The organism is Rhodococcus sp. W8901, from assembly GCF_013348805.1.
Taxonomy (GTDB): domain Bacteria; phylum Actinomycetota; class Actinomycetes; order Mycobacteriales; family Mycobacteriaceae; genus Prescottella.
Genome location: NZ_CP054690.1, coordinates 5,092,479 through 5,109,065, shown reverse-complemented (window position 1 = coordinate 5,109,065; position 16,587 = coordinate 5,092,479). Strand labels below are relative to the sequence as shown.

Below are 16,587 nucleotides of genomic sequence, written 5' to 3'. Positions count from 1 at the left end.
AGGAATGGGGCCGATAGACGACGAGACACGGATCCAGCCGCACGAATCCGATCGCTGGCGGGGAGCCGGCGATCGGATCGAGGCGCTGCTCGACGCCTCCGCGGTGGGAGGTCCGGTCGCGCGTGAACGGGCCGAGCAGCTCGTCCGCGAGGTGGTGGACCTGTACGGCGAGGCGTTGGACCGGATCCTGACCGCCGCCGGCTGCACCCCCGGGCTGGTGGACGAGCTGGCGCGGGACGAGTTGGTGTCGAGCGTGCTGCTGGTGAGCGGTCTGCATCCGCACGACGTCGAGACACGGGTGCGGACGGCGCTCGACAGCGTCCGCCCCTACCTGGGTTCGCACGGCGGCGACGTCGAACTGGTGGATGTGTCGGACGGCGTCGTGCGCCTGCGCCTGCTCGGCAGCTGTCACGGCTGTCCGTCGTCGGCGGTGACGCTACAGCTCGCGGTGGAGGGCGCCGTGCAGGCCGCGGCCCCGGAGACCACGACGATCGAGGTGGAGACCGACGAGCGCGAGACCGCACCCACGCCGGGCGTGTTCACCGCCGATTCGCTGCTCTCGCACGTGCGTGAGACCACTCCGCAGAACGGAAACTGGCTGGCGGTACCGGAATTCGCCGAGCTCGCTCCGGGGGAGGTCGGCGGGTTCACCGTCGGGGGACTCACGATGCTCGTCTGTCGCGTGGGCGACGATCTCTTCGCGTACCGGGACCGATGCCCCGCGTGCGGGAACTCGATGGCGGGCACCACGATGGCGCGCCGCGCCGGTGGGCCGGTGAACGATGCGGTCCTGCGGTGCCCGAGCTGTCGCGCCCACTACGACGTCCGCCGGGCCGGCGCCGGGGTGGAGGTGCCGGACGATCACCTCGACCCGCTACCGGTCCTGGTGCGTGACGGCGTGCTCTCGGTGGCCGTGCCCACGGCGGTGACCGGGTGACCGCGCCGCGTGGCCCAGGCACCCCCACCGGACCGGCCCTGGGGGTGCTGCGTCGTATCGCGGTGACCAGACCGGACGCGCCGGTGGGCGAGCGGTGCGAGATGTGCGCGGCCCCGATCGCCGACGAGCACTCGCACGTCGTGAACATGGCCGGACGTCAGCTGATGTGCGTGTGCCGTCCGTGCTACCTGCTGTTCACCGAACCCGATGCGGCGCTGAAGTATCGGGCCGTGCCCGACCGGTACCTGTCGTTCCCGGACTTCCGGCTGGGGCCGGGCGAATGGGACGGGCTGGAGATCCCGGTGGGCCTGGCCTTCTTCTTCCGCAACTCCGAGCAGGATCGCACGGTCGCGTTCTACCCCGGACCCGCCGGTGCGACGGAATCCGATCTGCCGATCGCCGCCTGGGATTCGGTGGTGGCGGCCAATCCCGCGCTCCGCACCGTGGTCGCCGACGTGGAGGCGTTGCTGATCCGGGTCCCGACCACCGGACCCGGTGGCGCCGAGTGCCACCTGCTGCCGATCGACGCGTGCTACGAACTGGTCGGCCGGCTGCGGCGCTGCTGGCGCGGCTTCGACGGCGGGCAGGACGCCCGCCGCGAACTCGACGACTTCTTCGCGCGGATCGAACGCCGCAGTGTCGCCGCCGGCGAGGGAGGTGCGCCGTGACGTCGGTGGATTTCTCGGTGCTGTCGATCGGGCCGGAGCCGTTCTCGGTGACCCCCAACCTGATTGCGCGGGTGCGGATCGCCGAGAGCACGGGCGCGACCGTGCACGCGCTGGTGCTGCGCTGCCAGATCCGGATAGAGCCGCGGCGCCGTCGCTATTCGGACGCCGAGGAGGCGGGTCTGCTGGACCTGTTCGGGCCGCGGGAGCGCTGGGGGTCGACGCTGTCGACCTTCCCGTGGCTGCACACCACGGCGGTGGTGCCCGGGTTCACGGGTGAATGTGTGACCGAACTGGTGATGCCGTGCACGTACGACTTCGAGGTGACCGCGTCGAAGTATCTGCACGCACTCGAGGGTGACACGGTCCCCCTCAGTTTCCTGTTCAGCGGCACTGTCTTCACGAAGGGAGCCGGCGGGTTCTCGGTGGAGCAGGTCCCGTGGGATCGCGAGGCGCAGTTCGACATGCCGGTCGAGGTGTGGCGCGACGTGGTGCGGCAGAACTTCCCGTCGAACGGATGGGTGCGGCTGGACCACGACACGATCGCGGCGCTGGCGCGGTTCAAGGCGGCCCGGGGCCTGCTCGGGATCGATCAGGCCGTGACCGAACTGCTCGACGGTGCCGGGGAGGTGGCGACATGACGGGGGTCGGCGATCTGGCGCGGCTGCGGGCGGTGGCCGACGCCGTCCTCTACGAGGGCTACCTGCTCTACCCCTATCGGTCCACATCGGGAAAGAACCAGTCGCGCTGGCAGTTCGGTGTAGTGGGTCCCGTCGGTGCCGGCGAGCGGGGCATCGGCGAGGACTCGTGGATGCACGTCGACTGCGTGCTGGACCGAGCATCCGACGACGTCGTGCTCGAGCCGGTGCTGCGGTTCCTGCAGCTGCAGGTCCGCACGGCCGAGGCAGCAGAGGCGGCAGAGGGGGGCGGCTACACGCCCGTTCCCGAACTCGTGTCGGCCGGGCAGACGTGGGTGAACTGGGACGAGGCCGTGGAGGTGGAGATCCCGCTCGGCGCGTTCACGCTGCCCGAACTGCTCGTCGGCGCCGGCAGCGAGATCCGGGTGCCGGGCGGAACCGACACCGAACAGCTCGGCGCCGCGGGACGTCTGGTCCGCGAGCGGTTCCCGTTGCGGGGCAGGGTCGATCTGCGTGCGGTGGACGTGGACGGCGCGGTCCGGCTGGGCGTCGACGTCACGAACGACGGGCGGCTGGACGACCTGGTGCGGTCGGGGGTGACGGACAAGGACACCGCGATCCGGCATTCGTTCATCGGCGCGCACCTGGTCCTCTCGGCCGGCGGTGTGCGTTTCGTGTCGCTGCTCGACCCGCCCGCGAGGTTCGCCGACGCGGTGGCCGGCTGCCGCCAGTTCCGGTGCTACCCGGTGCTCGCGGGCGATCAGGATCCGCTCGCACCGGGGACCAGCGACATCGTCCTGGCGTCGCCGATCATCCTGTACGACCACCCGGAGGTGGCGCAGGAGAGCGGCGGAGACCTGTTCGACGCCACCGAGATCGACGAGATCCTCACCCTGCGCGTCATGACGATGACCGACGCGGAGAAGGCGCAGGCCCGCGCGACCGATCCACGGGCGGCGCAGATCATCGATCGGTGCGACAGCATGACGCCCGCCGAGATGCAGCAGTTGCACGGTGCGCTCCGCGATCCGCGCGCCTTCGGATCCGGGCTCGCCGAGCCCCCGACGTTCGTCACCCCCGGTGGCCTCGTTCCCGAGGTGCCCGACGACGTCCCGTGGTGGGATCCCGCCGCCGACACCACCGTTCGGCCCGGCGTCGACGGTGTCCTCGTCGGCGGGGTGCGGGTCGCGAAGGGGAGTCTGGTGCGGCTGCGGCCGTCGCGGCGCGCCGACGCGCAGGACCTGTTCTTCGCGGGCCAGGTGGCCCGGGTGGCGACCGTGCACGCGGATGTGGACGGCGGAACACACGTCGGGGTGGTGCTCGTGGACGATCCCGCGGCCGAACTGCACGACTGGTACGGCCGCTACCTGTACTTCGCGCCTGACGAAGTGGAACCACTCGATTCGCAGGGCATTTCGGCGAACGAGCGAGAGGAGAATGAGTCATGAGGGCAGTAGGAATGTTCTCCACCGTGCTGTTCGCGGCGGTGGCGGCGGCGGGTGCGTGGATCGCCGTGCGCTCGATCCCGGACATGCAGCGGTATCTGCGGATGCGTCGGATGTGACGACATGACGTCCGCCCCGCCGCGTGTCCTTCTCGCGGGCATCGGCAACATTTTTCTCGGCGACGACGGTTTCGGGCCGGCGGTGCTGAAGGCGGTGGCGGGCGGCCCGCTCCCGGCCGGTGTGCGCGCGGTGGACTACGGGATCCGGGGCATGCACCTGGCGTACGACCTTCTGGATGGCTGGGACGGCCTGATCTTGGTGGACGCGGTGCCGGACCGGGGTACGCCCGGCGCGGTCCGCGCGTTCGAGGTGGGCCGCGAGCATCCCGACACGGCACCGCAACTCGACGCGCACGGGATGGACCCGGCGTCGGTGTTCGCGAGCCTCGCGGCCCTGGGCGGCACCTTGCCGCGGACCGTCGTCGTCGGGTGTCAGGTGCGCGACGTCGACGAGGGGATCGGCTTGTCCGCACCGGTCGCGCGGGCGGTGCCTGCCGCCGCGGACGTGGTTCGTGCGGTCCTCGCCGACCTCGGCGCCGGTGTCGGAGTGGAGGGCTGAGCGATGTGTCTGGGAATCCCGGGGCGGGTGGTCCGCATGCTCGAGGGCTACGGCGGTCAACTGGCACTCGTGGACGTGGAGGGCAGCGAACGCAAGGTCAACATCGGCATGCTCGACGATGCGAGCCTGGCCCCCGGCGACTGGGTGGTGATCCACATGGGTTTCGCGGTGGAACGCGTCGACCAGGCCGGTGCCGAGCAGGCGATGGCGGGTCTGGAACTGATGGGGCGCCCCCGGGAACCGCAGGGCGACCGCGGCGGTCCGCCGTGACGGCCGAGGCCGCCGACACTGCGGTGGTCGCGGGCCGGGCCGCCGTGGTGCGGCACCGGTTGACCGTGCGCGGGGTGGTGCAGGGGGTGGGGTTCCGCCCGTTCGTCGCGCGCCTCGCCGAGGACCTCGGCCTCGCCGGGCACTGCGGCAACGACGAGGTGTCCGTGTTCGTCGAGGCCGAGGGTCCGTCCGGTGCACTGACCGAGTTCGCGCGGCGCCTCAGATGTGACGCGCCGCCGCTGGCCGTGGTGCTGGGCGTGACGGTCGAGGAGATACCGGCACACGGAGACGGTGCCCGGGAGTTCCGGATCGTGCCCAGCGTGCACACCGTCGGTGCGCGCACCCTCGTCCCGCCCGACGTGGGGATCTGCGTGGACTGTGCGCGCGAGATGGCCGACCCCGCCGACCGTCGGTACCGGCACCCGTTCGTGAACTGCACCAACTGCGGTCCCCGATTCACCGTCGTCACCGACCTGCCGTACGACCGGCCCGCAACCACGATGGCGGTGTTCCCGATGTGCCCGCCGTGCGCCCGCGAGTACCGCGACCCCACCGACCGCCGGTATCACGCGCAACCGATCTGCTGCCCGGACTGCGGACCGCGGATCTTCCTCGAGACGGACGGCTGCCGGATCGACGGCGACGACGCGGTGCTCGAGCGGGTGCACCGGGAGCTCGCGGCGGGCGGCATCGTCGCGGTCAAGGGGATCGGTGGTTTCCACCTGGTGTGCGATGCCGGCAATCCGGGGGCGGTGCGCCGACTGCGACAGCGCAAGCACCGTCCCGCCAAGCCGTTCGCGGTGATGGCGGCGGACCCGTCGGTGGCGCAGGAGGTGTGCACCGTGAGCACCGCCGAGCGCGAGGTTCTGCGGAGTCCGGCGCGGCCGATCGTGTTGCTGCGGAAGGCGGCCGGAACCGCAGGAGTGCCGGAGGTGGCGCCGGGCCTGGACGAGCTGGGCGTCCTGCTGCCGTACGCGCCGCTGCACCACCTGCTGTTCGCCCCGGTGCCGGGCAGCGACGTCCGGCCGCCGCGGCTGCTGGTGATGACGTCCGGCAACCGCGGCGGCGAGCCGCTGTGCTTCGACAACGACGATGCGCGGCACCGGCTCGGCGGCATCGCCGACGTCTTCCTCATGCACGACCGGGACATCGCGGTCCCGTGCGAGGACTCGGTGCTGACGGTCGTGGACGGCGACGCGGCGCCGATCCGGCGGTCCCGCGGCTACGCGCCGCTGCCGGTGCTGCTGGACCGGGCCGGCCCGACCGTGCTGGCCGTGGGCGCCGAGGTGAAGAACACCTTCTGCCTCACCCGGCAGGACTTCGCCTTCTGCTCGGGGCATCTCGGCGACATGGGCAGCCTGGAGAGCCGACGCGCCTTCGACGCGACGGTGACGCTGCTGTCGGCGCTGCACGACGTCCGGCCCGCACTGGTGGTGGCCGACGACCATCCCGGGTACTCGACCCGGAGCTGGGCGGAGGACTTCAGTGCCCGGACCGGCGTGGACCTGTGCACCGTCCAGCACCATCACGCGCACGTCGCGGCGCTGGCGGCCGAGCACCGGCTGATCGGATCGCCTTTGCTGGGCATCGCCTTCGACGGCACCGGCTACGGCTGCGACCGCACCGTGTGGGGCGGTGAGCTGATCCGGGTGGGTGCCGACCTCCTCGACACCGACCGCGTGGGGCACCTGCAGTCGTTCTCGCTGCCGGGCGGCGACGTCGCGGTCCGCAACCCGGCCCGGGTGGCGCTGGCGCTGCTGCACGAGGTCGGTATCGACATCACCGACACGACGGACACGGGTGATCTGCCGTGCGTACGCGCGCTGCAGGCGAACGAACGAGCCGTGGTCACCGCCCAATTGGCGTCCGGACGGGGGTGCGTCCGGACCACGAGCGTCGGTCGGCTGTTCGACGGCGTCGCGTCGTTGCTCGGGGTCCGGCACCGGGTCAGCTACGAGGCGCAGGCCGCGATCGAACTCGAGGCGCTGGCCCGCACCGCCCGCACCCCGGCGCCGATCGAGATGCGGGTCGCCGACGGGCAGTTGCTCCTCGGGGACCTGCTCGATGGGCTCGTGACGGGTTTCCGTGCAGGAGTGCCGGTTCCGGAGTTGGCGCTCGGATTCCACCGCGCACTGGCCGAGGCCACCGCCGGGCTCGCCGTCGCCCTCGTGCGGGAGGCAGGAATGGACACGGTGGGACTGACGGGCGGAGTGTTCCAGAACCGGCTGCTGACGTCGCTGCTGCGGCGCCGGTTGGAGGTGGCGGGCCTGACGGTGCTGACCCACCACGTGGTGCCGCCCAACGACGGTGGACTCTCGCTGGGGCAGGCGGTGCTGGGGCTCGCGGTACTCGGGGCGGAGCGCCGGACAAGGACCGAAGCGATCGATGGGGTGCAACCATGACAACGAGCGACACCAGGGGCGAACTGATCGACCGCGAACTGTCCGCGGATCTGGCGTCGGCGGCGCTGTCGCTGGCCCGCAGGTTCCAGAACGGCGCGACGTTGTGGGTGGTCTCGCCGCAGTGGGAACCGCACGCACACCACGTGGCGGTCGAGTTCGTGCACCCGGTGATCATGGGTAAACGTGCGCTGCCGTCGGTGTCGCTCGTGGAACCGGATCCGGTGGCGCAGTGCCGCGTCGCGGCTCGGCCCGGCGACGTGATCCTCGCGGTGGCGTCCGCGGACCAGTCGCAGGTCCGCGACATCATGCGCCGCGCTCCGGCGTGGGGCACCGACACGATCTGGATCGGCTCGGGACCACGACCCGACGCAGGCGCGGCCACCCACATCCTGTGGGTGGACTCCGACGACCCGATGGTTCCCGCTACCGGACGGTTCGTGCTGATGTACCACCTGCTGTGGGAGCTCACTCACGTGTGCTTCGAGCATCCGGGACTGCTCCGTGCCTCCGACGGCACCGACGCCTCCGACTGTGCCGACGACGTGTGCGTCACGTGCAGCGACGAGGGCAGGCTCGCGGAAGTGGTGATGGTACCGGTGAATTCGTTCGACGAGGTACTCGTTCGCACCGCGGCGGGGGAGGAGCGGGTGGACGCAACGTTGATCGGTGACGTCGCCGAACGGGATCTGCTGCTGATCCACGGCGGCGCGGCGATCACCCGGGTACATCCCGACGAGGAGGCGCGGTCATGACCGGCACGACACCGGAATCCGGCTCGCAGGGCACGGACTTCCTGTACCCCTTCATCGACGCCCACGAGGAGGGCGCCGACGCGCTACTGGACGACCTCGCCGCATCGGCCCGGGGCAAGGCCGCGGAAAGTGCCCGGCTGCAGCGGGACTCGATCTCCGAATGGGGCGAGCAGATCCGGGAGGCCGGTGCCCGGATGGCCGAGCGGTTCGCCGACGGCGGTCGGCTCTACACCTTCGGCAACGGCGGGAGTTCCACGGACGCCGCCACGCTCGCGTCGCTCTTCAGCCGACCGGCCCTGGGGCGGCCCGTCGCGGCGTGGTCGCTGGCCGCGGACCAGGCGGTGGTCACCGCGCTCGGCAACGATGTCGGGTTCGATCTGATCTTCTCGCGGCAGATCATCGCGCACGCCCGCTCGCAGGACATGGCGATCGCGTTGTCGACGTCCGGCAACTCGGACGACCTGATGATCGCCCTCGCGGAGGCGCGGCGGCGCGGGCTCCTCACGATCGGTTTCGCCGGGCACGACGGCGGCCGCATGGCCGTCAGCGACGACCTGGACTACTGCTTCACCATCCGGTCGCAGAGCATCCACCGCATCCAGGAGAGCCACGCCCTCGTCGGCTACCGGCTGTGGTCGGCGGCCCAGGAACACATGGCACGGCAACACACGTCACACGACCATTCGACCGCGACAACGGGACAGGAGGGTTAGCCATGGCAACAGAACCCACGACGGCCGCCGAGCGTGAGGACCGGGTGCTGGACCGCATCGCATCCTTCCGTAAGCGCCGGCCCCGGCTGCTCGAGGACGTGGTGACGCTGGCGCACGGAGCAGGCGGGAAATCGTCCGCCGCGCTGGTGGACTCGGTGTTCGTCGAGGCGCTGCGCAATCCCCAGCTCGAGCAGTTGGGGGACGCGGCCGCCCTCACCCTCCCCGCGGGGGAGCGGATCGCGTTCTCCACGGACTCGTTCGTGGTGCAGCCGTTGCAGTTCCCGGGAGGATCGATCGGCAACCTCGCCGTCCACGGCACCGTCAACGACCTCGCGGTCTCGGGTGCCCGGCCGCTGTGGCTGTCGGCGGCGTTCGTCATCGAGGAGGGCTTCCCCATCGCGCTGCTGCGCGAGATCGTCCGGGACATCGCCGATTCGGCGGCGCAGGCCGGTGTCCACGTGGTCACCGGGGACACCAAGGTGGTCGGCAAGGGTGCGGCGGACGGCGTTTACATCTGTACCGCCGGCGTCGGCTCACTGCCCGTCGACCGGAAGCTGGGGCCGGAGTACGTCCGTCCCGGGGACCGGTTGCTGATCTCCGGCACCATGGGCGAGCACGGCATGGCGGTGATGCTGGCCCGCGGCGAACTCGCGATCGAGGCCGACATCCGTTCCGACACCGCCCCGGTCAACGGTCTGGTGCACGCGCTGCTCGAGGCGGCCCCGTCGACCCGATGGATGCGCGACGCGACGCGTGGCGGCGTCGGCACGGTGTGCAACGAGCTGGCCCAGTCCACCGGGTTCGCCGTCGTCCTCGACGAGGAGGCGCTGCCGGTGCAGCCGCAGGTCCTGGGCGCGTGCGACCTGCTCGGCATCGATCCGCTGTACGTCGCGAACGAGGGCAAGTTCGTGGCGGTGGTCGCGGAAGCCGAGACGGAGGCAGCGGTCACGGCGCTGCGCAGTTGTCCGGGTGGCGAGAACGCCGCCGTCGTCGGGGAGGTGCTCGCCGAGCCCGAGGGCATCGTCGCGCTGCGGACGGCGTTCGGCGGCAGTCGGATCGTGGACATGCTGGTGGGAGATCCGTTGCCCCGCATCTGTTGAGCGGACGAGCGGTTCGAGAGGAGGAAACGATCATGTGTCTGGGTATCCCGGGCCAGGTGGTGCAGATGGTGGACACCGAGCAACACCTCGCGAAGGTCGATGTCAGCGGTGTCCAACGGACGATCAGTGTGCGACTGCTGGCCGACGACGGACTGATGGTGGGCGACTGGGTGCTGGTCCACGTGGGTTTCGCGATGGCGAAGATCGACGAGGCCGAGGCCGCGCTCACGCTCGACCAGGTCCAGAAGATGGGCGCCGACTACGTCAACGAGATCGACGCCTTCAACTCGTCGCGCATCAACTGAAGCGGCACCGGTACGAGGAGGTTGCAGCATGAAATTCGTGGACGAATTCCGCGACCCGGCGGCTGCTCGCGCGCTGGTCCGGTCCATCACCGAACTCGCCGGCGACGACGAGTTCAAGTTCATGGAGGTGTGCGGCGGCCACACCCACACCATCTACCGGCACGGCATCGAGCACCTGCTCCCGCAGTCCGTGGAACTGGTGCACGGACCCGGCTGCCCGGTGTGCGTGATCCCGATGGGCCGCGTCGACGACGCGATGTACCTCGCGGAGCAGCCGGACGTCATCTTCACGACCTTCGGCGACATGATGCGGGTGCCGGGATCGCACGGCAACCTGATCGAGGCCAAGGCCCGCGGTGCCGACGTGCGGTTCGTGTACTCACCGCTCGACGCCCTCAAGATCGCCGTCGACAACCCGGACAAGCAGGTGGTGTTCTTCGCGGTCGGATTCGAGACCACCGCACCGTCCACCGCGGTGACCCTGGTGCGGGCCCGGCAGATGGGGGTGACCAACTTCAGCATCTTCTGCAACCACGTGACGATCGTGCCTCCGATCAAGGCGATCCTCGAGTCGCCGGATCTGCGACTGTCCGGGTTCCTCGGCCCGGGACACGTGTCGACGGTGGTGGGCCTGCGGCCCTACCGGTTCGTCCCCGAGGTGTACGGCAAGCCGATGGTGGTGGCCGGGTTCGAACCCCTCGACATCCTGGCGTCGGTCTGCATGCTGCTGCAGCAGATCCGGGACGGTCGCTGCGAGGTGGAGAACCAGTACATCCGTGTGGTGCGCCCGGAGGGGAACACGCAGGCGCTGAAGCTGATGAGCGAGACGTTCGCGCTGCGACCGCACTTCGAGTGGCGGGGGCTGGGATTCATCTCGCAGAGCGCCCTGAAGATCCACCCCGACTACGCCGAATTCGATGCGGAGGAACGGTTCTCGATGCCGGGCGTGCGGGTGGCCGATCCCAAGGCCTGCCAGTGCGGAGAGGTCCTCAAGGGTGTCATCAAGCCGTGGGAGTGCAAGGTGTTCGGTACCGCGTGCACACCGGAGACCCCGATCGGCACGTGCATGGTGTCGCCGGAGGGCGCGTGTGCGGCGTACTACAACTTCGGCAGGCTGCACCGCGAGACGGCGCTGCTGGTGGGGCGGAGACCGGAGTGACCACCGGCATCGATTCCGGACGGATCCTGTTCGCGCGGTACGCCTATGCGCCGAACGCGCTGGGCTACTGCGGTCCGGCCGGCGCCGTGGGCCTCGAGGCGGTGGCGTGCGGGACCGGATCGGGCGTCGACGTCGGTGCCGCGGCCCGGCAGTTCAGTGGTGCGTGGCCGTACCAGCAGTTGCTCGCCGAGCTGGCGGGGATGGACGACCCGCTCGACGAGAGGGTGGTGCGCGGCTACTGGACCGGCAACGAACTGACTGCCGCCGTGGACCGGGAACGGTTCGGCCGGGAGTTGCTGGTCCGGTTGGGGGAGCGGGCCGGACACTACTGGAAGTACCTCACCGACGACCTGTTGCCCGAGGCCGCGCCCACCCACGCCTTCCACGTGTTCGGGGTGTACCCGTGGACCCGACTGCTCGGCACCGGGATGCCGCAGCCGCTGCACGTGCTGGACTCGTGCCGGATCCGCAACGGCGTCGTCCTGGAGTTGCGGCCGGACACCGCCGTCGTGCGTTCGCGGGGACTGCAGTTCGACGGGACGAAGCTGATGCTGGGCCCGCTCGAGGACCGGGCGGTGCGCCGACGCGTCCCGGCCGGCTCGTTCGTACCGGACCTGCGGATGGGCGACCGGGTGGCGGTGCACTGGGACCTGGTGTGCGACCGGCTCGACACCGACGAGGCGGCGTCCCTGGAGCACTGGACCGACTGGCAGCTGGGGCGGACCAACGAGCGGCTCGCGAGCGAGGCCGTCAGTGCCCCGTCCCAGGGCCCGGTGTAGCCGCCGGAAGCACGAAGCCCCACGGTAGTTCGAGGCGGTGTGCCGCGAGCAGGGCGTCGTCGGCGAGGACCCGCTCTATCCGGTCGTCGGCGACCACGCGCCCGTCGTCCAGTACGACGGCCCGCCCGCACAGCTGCGCCGCGTAGGGCAGGTCGTGCGTGACGAGCAGCAGCGTGGTGTCCAGCCCGCCCAGGACCTCGGCGAGCTCGCGTCGGGCCACAGGATCGAGGTTGCTCGACGGCTCGTCGAGCACCAGGACCTCCGGCCGGCACGCCAGCACCGTGGCGAGGGCGACCCGGCGGCGCTGCCCGGCGGAGAGGTGCCCGGCGCTGCGCTGCGCGTGCTCGGTCATCCCCACCTGTTCGAGGGCGTCGGCCACCCGGTGTTCGAGGTCGCTGCCGCGGACCCCGAAGTTGGCGGGGCCGAACGCGACGTCCTCGGCGACGGTGGGCATGAACAGTTGGTCGTCGGGATCCTGGAAGACGACACCCACCCGGCGTCGGATCTCGCGGACGGTATCGCGGCCCAGTTCGAGCCCGCCGATCCGCACGCTGCCGGCCGTGGGGGTGAGGACGCCGTTGAGCTGGAGCATCAGGGTGGTCTTGCCGGCGCCGTTCGGTCCCAGCACCGCGACCCGTTCGCCCTCGGTGACCGTGAGATCGATGCCGTCCAGCGCGCGGCGCCGGTCCGGATACTCGAAGGTGAGCTGCCGGACGTCTATCGCTGTCGGAGCAGCCATCTCACACCATCCATGCAGTCGTCGCGATCGCCACCGCGCATACGGTCGGCGCCAGGCCGACACACCAGTCCACCCGGCCGGCGGGCGCGCTCGACAGCGGCACCGTGCCGGTGAAACCCCGGGACGCCATCGCCAGGTGCACGCGTTCTCCTCGCTCGTAGGCGCGCAGGAAGACTCCGCCGACGCCACGGGCGGTGGCTCCCACCTGATGCAGCGTGCGGGGGTCGTCACCGCGGGCGATCCGCGCGGTCCGCATCCGATCGATCTCCCCGGCAAGGATATTGACGTAGCGCAGCATCAGCGTCACGACCGTGACGACGATGTCGGGCACGTGCAGCCGGGACAGCCCGGCCGGCAGTGCGCGGACGGGGGTCGTGGCCGCCAGCGTCAGCGACACCAGCACGCCGAGGGTGCCCTTGACCAGAATGTTCCACGCCGCGAGAAGCCCCGGGACCGACAGAGACAGCCCGACGACGGTGATCCGGTCACCGGACTCGGCGAACGGCAGGAGCACCGCGAGGACGACGAACGGCAGTTCGATGAGCATCCGGGGTGCCAGCCAACGCAATCCGATGCCCGCGATACACCAGACCACCACGAGGATCGCGAGGTACAGCGCGAACGCCCACACCGCCTCGCGTGGTGTGGCGACGATCGCGAACACCCCGACGAACGCGGCGAGAATCTTCACCTCGGCGGGCAGTCGGTGTACCGGGGATGCGCCCTCGAGATAGAGCGGGTGGGTGTGCGAACCCGACACGTCACGGCCCCCGGCGGCGGGCGAGGACGCGGAACAGCAATCCGGCCGCCACGAACACGGCCACCACCCCGAGTATCCCGGCCACGCCGGTGAGCGCGGAGTTGCCGCGGATCGAGTAGTCGGCCAGCGGCGACGAGGACAGGTGGTGATCGGTGGCGTTCTGCGCGATGCAGTCGCCCACCAACTGCTCGGCGCCATCGGTCTCGACCACCTCGCACCCGCGCTGCGTGGTCGCGTCCAGGCCGTCGGGGCTGGAACTGGCGAAGTACGAGAGCACGCCCGCGATCAGCAGTGCTGCGACCGCGAAGCCGACCAGGAACCACGAGCGGGTGCGGACGGTCCTGGTCATGGCGTCACCGCCGCCCGCACCGGCCGCGCGCGCAGCAGGTACACCAGGTCCGGGCGGGCGCGGGCGACCGCAACGACCGTGAACGCGGTGATGATCCCCTCGCCGACCCCGATCAGCGCGTGGGTGCCGAACATGTACGCGGCGACGGTGTGCAGCGACGTCACGGCGGCGCCGCCGATCGCGTACTCCACCACGAACATCGATGCTGCGAGAACCGTTGCACACCAGGCCGAGAAGAACGCGAGGATGCCGATCCCGGCATCGCCGCCTCGAACCAGCAAGGGCCGCAACGCGACGGCCACGGTGTACCCGACCGCCGTCCCGACGAGCGCCATGTTCGTGATGTTCGCGCCGAGTGCGGTGAGACCGCCGTCGGCGAACAGGAGCGCCTGCACGGTCAGCACGATCGTGATGCACAGTGCGCCGGTGTACGGCCCCACCAGGATCGCCGCGAGACCGCCCCCCAGCAGGTGGCCGCTGACTCCCGGCAGGATCGGGAAATTGATCATCTGCACCGCGAAGATGAATGCCGCGACCAGTCCCGCCATCGGGGCGGTCCGCTCGTCCAATTCGGTTCGCGCGCGCCAGATCGCGATGCCGACACCCACGGCCGCGACAGCCCAGAACAGGGCCGACGTGGGAGCGTCGAGGATGCCGTCGCTCATGTGCATTGCGGAGTATTCGATGACCACGGTGCCCTCCTGGGGCCGGGGATCGGTACCCGCAGTCTATCGAGTCATCTGAACAGTTGAACAGGCTTTCCGGAATCGTCCGGTTCCGGTGTCTGCCAACGATCTATCGGGGGCGCAGGAGGACGTATGCGCATCCCAACGTTGTCGCGGTCAGGACCAGGATTCTGAGGGACTCGGCCACTCTCACTCCGATGGCAAGGGCGAGGACGGTCGGGCCGATCGTGAAGAGGACCGCGCAGAGAATCAGCGGGATCCGCCTGGAGGGGCGGGCGGGCCGTCGAATATCGGTTTCGTCGGACCGCGAATCGATCAGGTCGAGTTGCGGGTCGAGGTGATCGAGACTGTTCATTGGGGCTTTCGCACGTGTTCGATGGGATCGTGCTGGTTGGAAGGGGTTTTGTCGCGCTGCGCCGGATTCGATGCTAATGGAATTCGGGTGGCCCACCGACCCGCTTTCGTATTCGTTGACGACAGTAAATTCAACGAAAATGGTCTGTTCTTCTCAGGACTCGACGCGGCCGAGTCCATTGGGGTCTTTCGGCACTGGTACGCCTTGGCCGCTCGTGGCAGCGCCGGCGAAATCGGCCCGCAGATGGAGAGAATTGTCACTCCCGGCTCAGCGTGCAATTCGTGGGTCAGTCGATTTCCCGTAGGCCTGAATCGTCCAGTTCGAGCCGGCGCGTGATACCGATGTCGTCGAGGAACTGCCGATCGTGGCTGACGACGATCAGCGCCCCGCGGAACCCGTTGATCGCCTGCACCAGGTGGGCAAGGCTCGGCAGGTCCAGATTGTTGGTGGGCTCGTCGAGGATCAGCAACCGCGGCGGGGGATCGGCCGCGAGGAGCATCGCGAGCGCGGCGCGCAACCGCTCGCCGCCCGACAGCGTCGCGACCGCCGCGTCGGATTCGGCTCCCCGGAACAGGAATCGCGCCAGACTGCCGCGGACTTGTTCGGCCGACGCGTGTGGGGCGGCGGCGGCAACATTCGCGGCCACCGACTTCTCGTCGTCGAAGATGTCGAGACGCTGGGGGAGTAGCGCGAACGGAACCTTCGTGCCGCTCCGCGCGATCTCCTGCAGCGCCGTGGTCTTGCCGATCCCGTTCGGTCCGGTCAACGCGATCCGCTCGGGACCGGTGACGGTGAGGTCGACTGACTGACCGGAACGCAGGCGCGTGCCGGTCAGCTCGATCACCTGCTGTCCCGGAAACACTTCGGTGTCGGGCAGATCGACGCGGATCTCGCGATCGTCCCGCACCCGGTCCTGCGCATCGGCGAGAATCCGTTTGGCGTCGTCGAGCTTCTCGATGTGATTGCCCCGCAGCTTGCCGGCCGACTCCTGCGCTGCGCGCTTGCGCAGGCCCATCACGATCTTCGGTTCCCTCTTGTTCTCGGACATCTTCTTGCCGTACCGCGCTCGACGGTCGAGCTTGATCTGCGCCTCGACGAGTTCGCGTCCCTGCTTCCGGACGTCGCTGCGGGCGTCGCGCAGTGCAGCGCGGGCGGCTTCCTGCTCGGCCTCGACGGCCGTCTGGTAGTCGCTGAAGTTGCCGCCGAACAAGCGAATTCGACCGTCCCGCAGTTCGGCGATCGAGTCCATCGTCTCGAGCAGGCCGCGGTCGTGGCTGACGGTCAGCACGGTGCCGGGGAACTGGAGGACCGCGGCGGTGAGAAGGTCGCGGCTGTCCACGTCGAGGTTGTTGGTGGGCTCGTCCAGCAGCAGGACGTCCGGTTGGAGCAGTAGTTGCGCGGTGAGCCCGAGCAGTGTGGTCTCGCCGCCGGACAACTCGCCCACCGTGCGGTCGAGATCGCCGACGCCGGTGACGATGCGCTGCAGTCCGAGGCGGTGCAGCGTCGACACGGCGCGTTCCTCGATGTCCCACGAGTCGCCGACCGTGGCGAAATCGGATTCGGTGCCCGCCCCGGATTCGATGCGCGACAGCGCCTGTCGAATGTCGGCGATGCCGAGCACGACGTCCACCCGAACAGTCGGGTCGAGTGTCAGGTCCTGCGCCAGATACGCGACGGTGCCGTGCGCGGTGACGGAACCACGGTCCGGTCGCAACCGTCCGCCGATCAGTTTCAGGAGCGTCGACTTGCCGGAACCGTTGAGACCGACGAGGCCGGTTCGGCCCGAGCCGAACACGGCGTCGAGTCCGTCGAGGACGGGGGTGCCGTCGGGCCACGAGAACGTGAGGTCGGACAGGGCGACGGACGAGGAAGGATGTGCCATGAATACTCCGAGAGGTTGCGTGCGGTGCGCAGG

General features: G+C 70.0%; 19 protein-coding genes. 14 read left to right on the top strand and 5 right to left on the bottom strand.

Annotation, left to right across the window (positions count from 1 at the left end; all coding sequences use genetic code 11):
• The first annotated feature begins 4 nt into the window (after positions 1-4).
• Genes HUN07_RS23845 through HUN07_RS23785 form a run of 14 tightly spaced genes read left to right on the top strand, consistent with a single transcriptional unit; the run spans position 5 to position 11,783 of the window.
• Positions 5-937 carry a NifU family protein gene (locus HUN07_RS23845; RefSeq protein ID WP_174913379.1) on the top strand — a complete coding sequence of 311 codons (933 nt, stop codon included), beginning with the start codon at positions 5-7 and terminating at the stop codon, positions 935-937.
• A complete protein-coding gene (locus HUN07_RS23840; RefSeq protein ID WP_174913376.1) occupies positions 934-1,605 on the top strand; it encodes a DUF5947 family protein in 672 nt (223 codons plus the stop codon). Before HUN07_RS23845 ends, HUN07_RS23840 begins: the two co-directional genes overlap by 4 nt.
• Positions 1,602-2,243, top strand: coding sequence for a DUF6084 family protein (locus tag HUN07_RS23835; RefSeq protein WP_174913373.1), 642 nt, complete (start codon positions 1,602-1,604; stop codon positions 2,241-2,243). The genes HUN07_RS23840 and HUN07_RS23835 overlap by 4 nt, the downstream gene beginning before the upstream one ends.
• Positions 2,240-3,688, top strand: a complete 1,449-nt coding sequence (locus HUN07_RS23830; protein WP_174913370.1) for a hypothetical protein — start codon at positions 2,240-2,242, stop codon at positions 3,686-3,688. The genes HUN07_RS23835 and HUN07_RS23830 overlap by 4 nt, the downstream gene beginning before the upstream one ends.
• Positions 3,685-3,804: a DUF6893 family small protein gene (locus HUN07_RS27665; protein WP_397484761.1), complete on the top strand. Its 120-nt coding sequence runs from the start codon at positions 3,685-3,687 to the stop codon at positions 3,802-3,804. Before HUN07_RS23830 ends, HUN07_RS27665 begins: the two co-directional genes overlap by 4 nt.
• 4 nt (positions 3,805-3,808) lie before the next feature.
• A complete protein-coding gene (locus HUN07_RS23825; RefSeq protein WP_114724337.1) occupies positions 3,809-4,303 on the top strand; it encodes a hydrogenase maturation protease in 495 nt (164 codons plus the stop codon).
• A 3-nt stretch (positions 4,304-4,306) separates the two neighbouring features.
• Positions 4,307-4,573, top strand: a complete 267-nt coding sequence (locus HUN07_RS23820) for a HypC/HybG/HupF family hydrogenase formation chaperone (protein WP_174913367.1) — start codon at positions 4,307-4,309, stop codon at positions 4,571-4,573.
• Positions 4,570-6,975 carry a carbamoyltransferase HypF gene (gene hypF / locus HUN07_RS23815; protein ID WP_174913364.1) on the top strand — a complete coding sequence of 802 codons (2,406 nt, stop codon included), beginning with the start codon at positions 4,570-4,572 and terminating at the stop codon, positions 6,973-6,975. Before HUN07_RS23820 ends, hypF begins: the two co-directional genes overlap by 4 nt.
• The gene (locus HUN07_RS23810; protein WP_174913361.1) at positions 6,972-7,727 is read left to right on the top strand and encodes a hydrogenase assembly protein HupF; all 756 of its coding nucleotides are present in this window, start codon (positions 6,972-6,974) and stop codon (positions 7,725-7,727) included. The genes hypF and HUN07_RS23810 overlap by 4 nt, the downstream gene beginning before the upstream one ends.
• Positions 7,724-8,440 (top strand): D-sedoheptulose-7-phosphate isomerase, encoded by a 717-nt coding sequence (locus HUN07_RS23805; protein WP_174913358.1) that lies wholly within the window; start codon positions 7,724-7,726, stop codon positions 8,438-8,440. Before HUN07_RS23810 ends, HUN07_RS23805 begins: the two co-directional genes overlap by 4 nt.
• Positions 8,441-8,442: 2 nt before the next feature.
• Positions 8,443-9,540 carry a hydrogenase expression/formation protein HypE gene (hypE, locus tag HUN07_RS23800; RefSeq protein ID WP_174913355.1) on the top strand — a complete coding sequence of 366 codons (1,098 nt, stop codon included), beginning with the start codon at positions 8,443-8,445 and terminating at the stop codon, positions 9,538-9,540.
• Positions 9,541-9,572: 32 nt separating this feature from the next.
• Complete coding sequence (locus tag HUN07_RS23795) at positions 9,573-9,845, top strand: HypC/HybG/HupF family hydrogenase formation chaperone (protein ID WP_174913352.1); 273 nt, start codon at positions 9,573-9,575, stop codon at positions 9,843-9,845.
• 28 nt (positions 9,846-9,873) lie between these two features.
• Positions 9,874-11,004 (top strand): hydrogenase formation protein HypD, encoded by a 1,131-nt coding sequence (gene hypD / locus HUN07_RS23790; RefSeq protein ID WP_114724330.1) that lies wholly within the window; start codon positions 9,874-9,876, stop codon positions 11,002-11,004.
• Positions 11,001-11,783, top strand: a complete 783-nt coding sequence (locus HUN07_RS23785) for a DUF6390 family protein (protein ID WP_174913349.1) — start codon at positions 11,001-11,003, stop codon at positions 11,781-11,783. Before hypD ends, HUN07_RS23785 begins: the two co-directional genes overlap by 4 nt.
• On the opposite strand, the gene HUN07_RS23780 is transcribed toward HUN07_RS23785, so the two are convergent.
• The 5 genes from HUN07_RS23780 to HUN07_RS23760 form a co-directional block, all read right to left on the bottom strand.
• The gene (locus HUN07_RS23780) at positions 11,755-12,522 is read right to left on the bottom strand and encodes an energy-coupling factor ABC transporter ATP-binding protein (RefSeq protein ID WP_114724328.1); all 768 of its coding nucleotides are present in this window, start codon (positions 12,520-12,522) and stop codon (positions 11,755-11,757) included. The genes HUN07_RS23785 and HUN07_RS23780 overlap by 29 nt on opposite strands.
• A gap of 1 nt (position 12,523) precedes the next feature.
• Positions 12,524-13,282 carry a cobalt ECF transporter T component CbiQ gene (cbiQ, locus tag HUN07_RS23775; RefSeq protein WP_174913347.1) on the bottom strand — a complete coding sequence of 253 codons (759 nt, stop codon included), beginning with the start codon at positions 13,280-13,282 and terminating at the stop codon, positions 12,524-12,526.
• A 1-nt stretch (position 13,283) separates the two neighbouring features.
• Positions 13,284-13,631, bottom strand: a complete 348-nt coding sequence (locus HUN07_RS23770) for a PDGLE domain-containing protein (RefSeq protein ID WP_114724326.1) — start codon at positions 13,629-13,631, stop codon at positions 13,284-13,286.
• Positions 13,628-14,302 carry an energy-coupling factor ABC transporter permease gene (locus HUN07_RS23765; protein WP_114724364.1) on the bottom strand — a complete coding sequence of 225 codons (675 nt, stop codon included), beginning with the start codon at positions 14,300-14,302 and terminating at the stop codon, positions 13,628-13,630. The genes HUN07_RS23770 and HUN07_RS23765 overlap by 4 nt, the downstream gene beginning before the upstream one ends.
• A 656-nt stretch (positions 14,303-14,958) precedes the next feature.
• Positions 14,959-16,554, bottom strand: a complete 1,596-nt coding sequence (locus HUN07_RS23760) for an ATP-binding cassette domain-containing protein (RefSeq protein WP_114724324.1) — start codon at positions 16,552-16,554, stop codon at positions 14,959-14,961.
• Positions 16,555-16,587 lie beyond the last annotated feature (33 nt).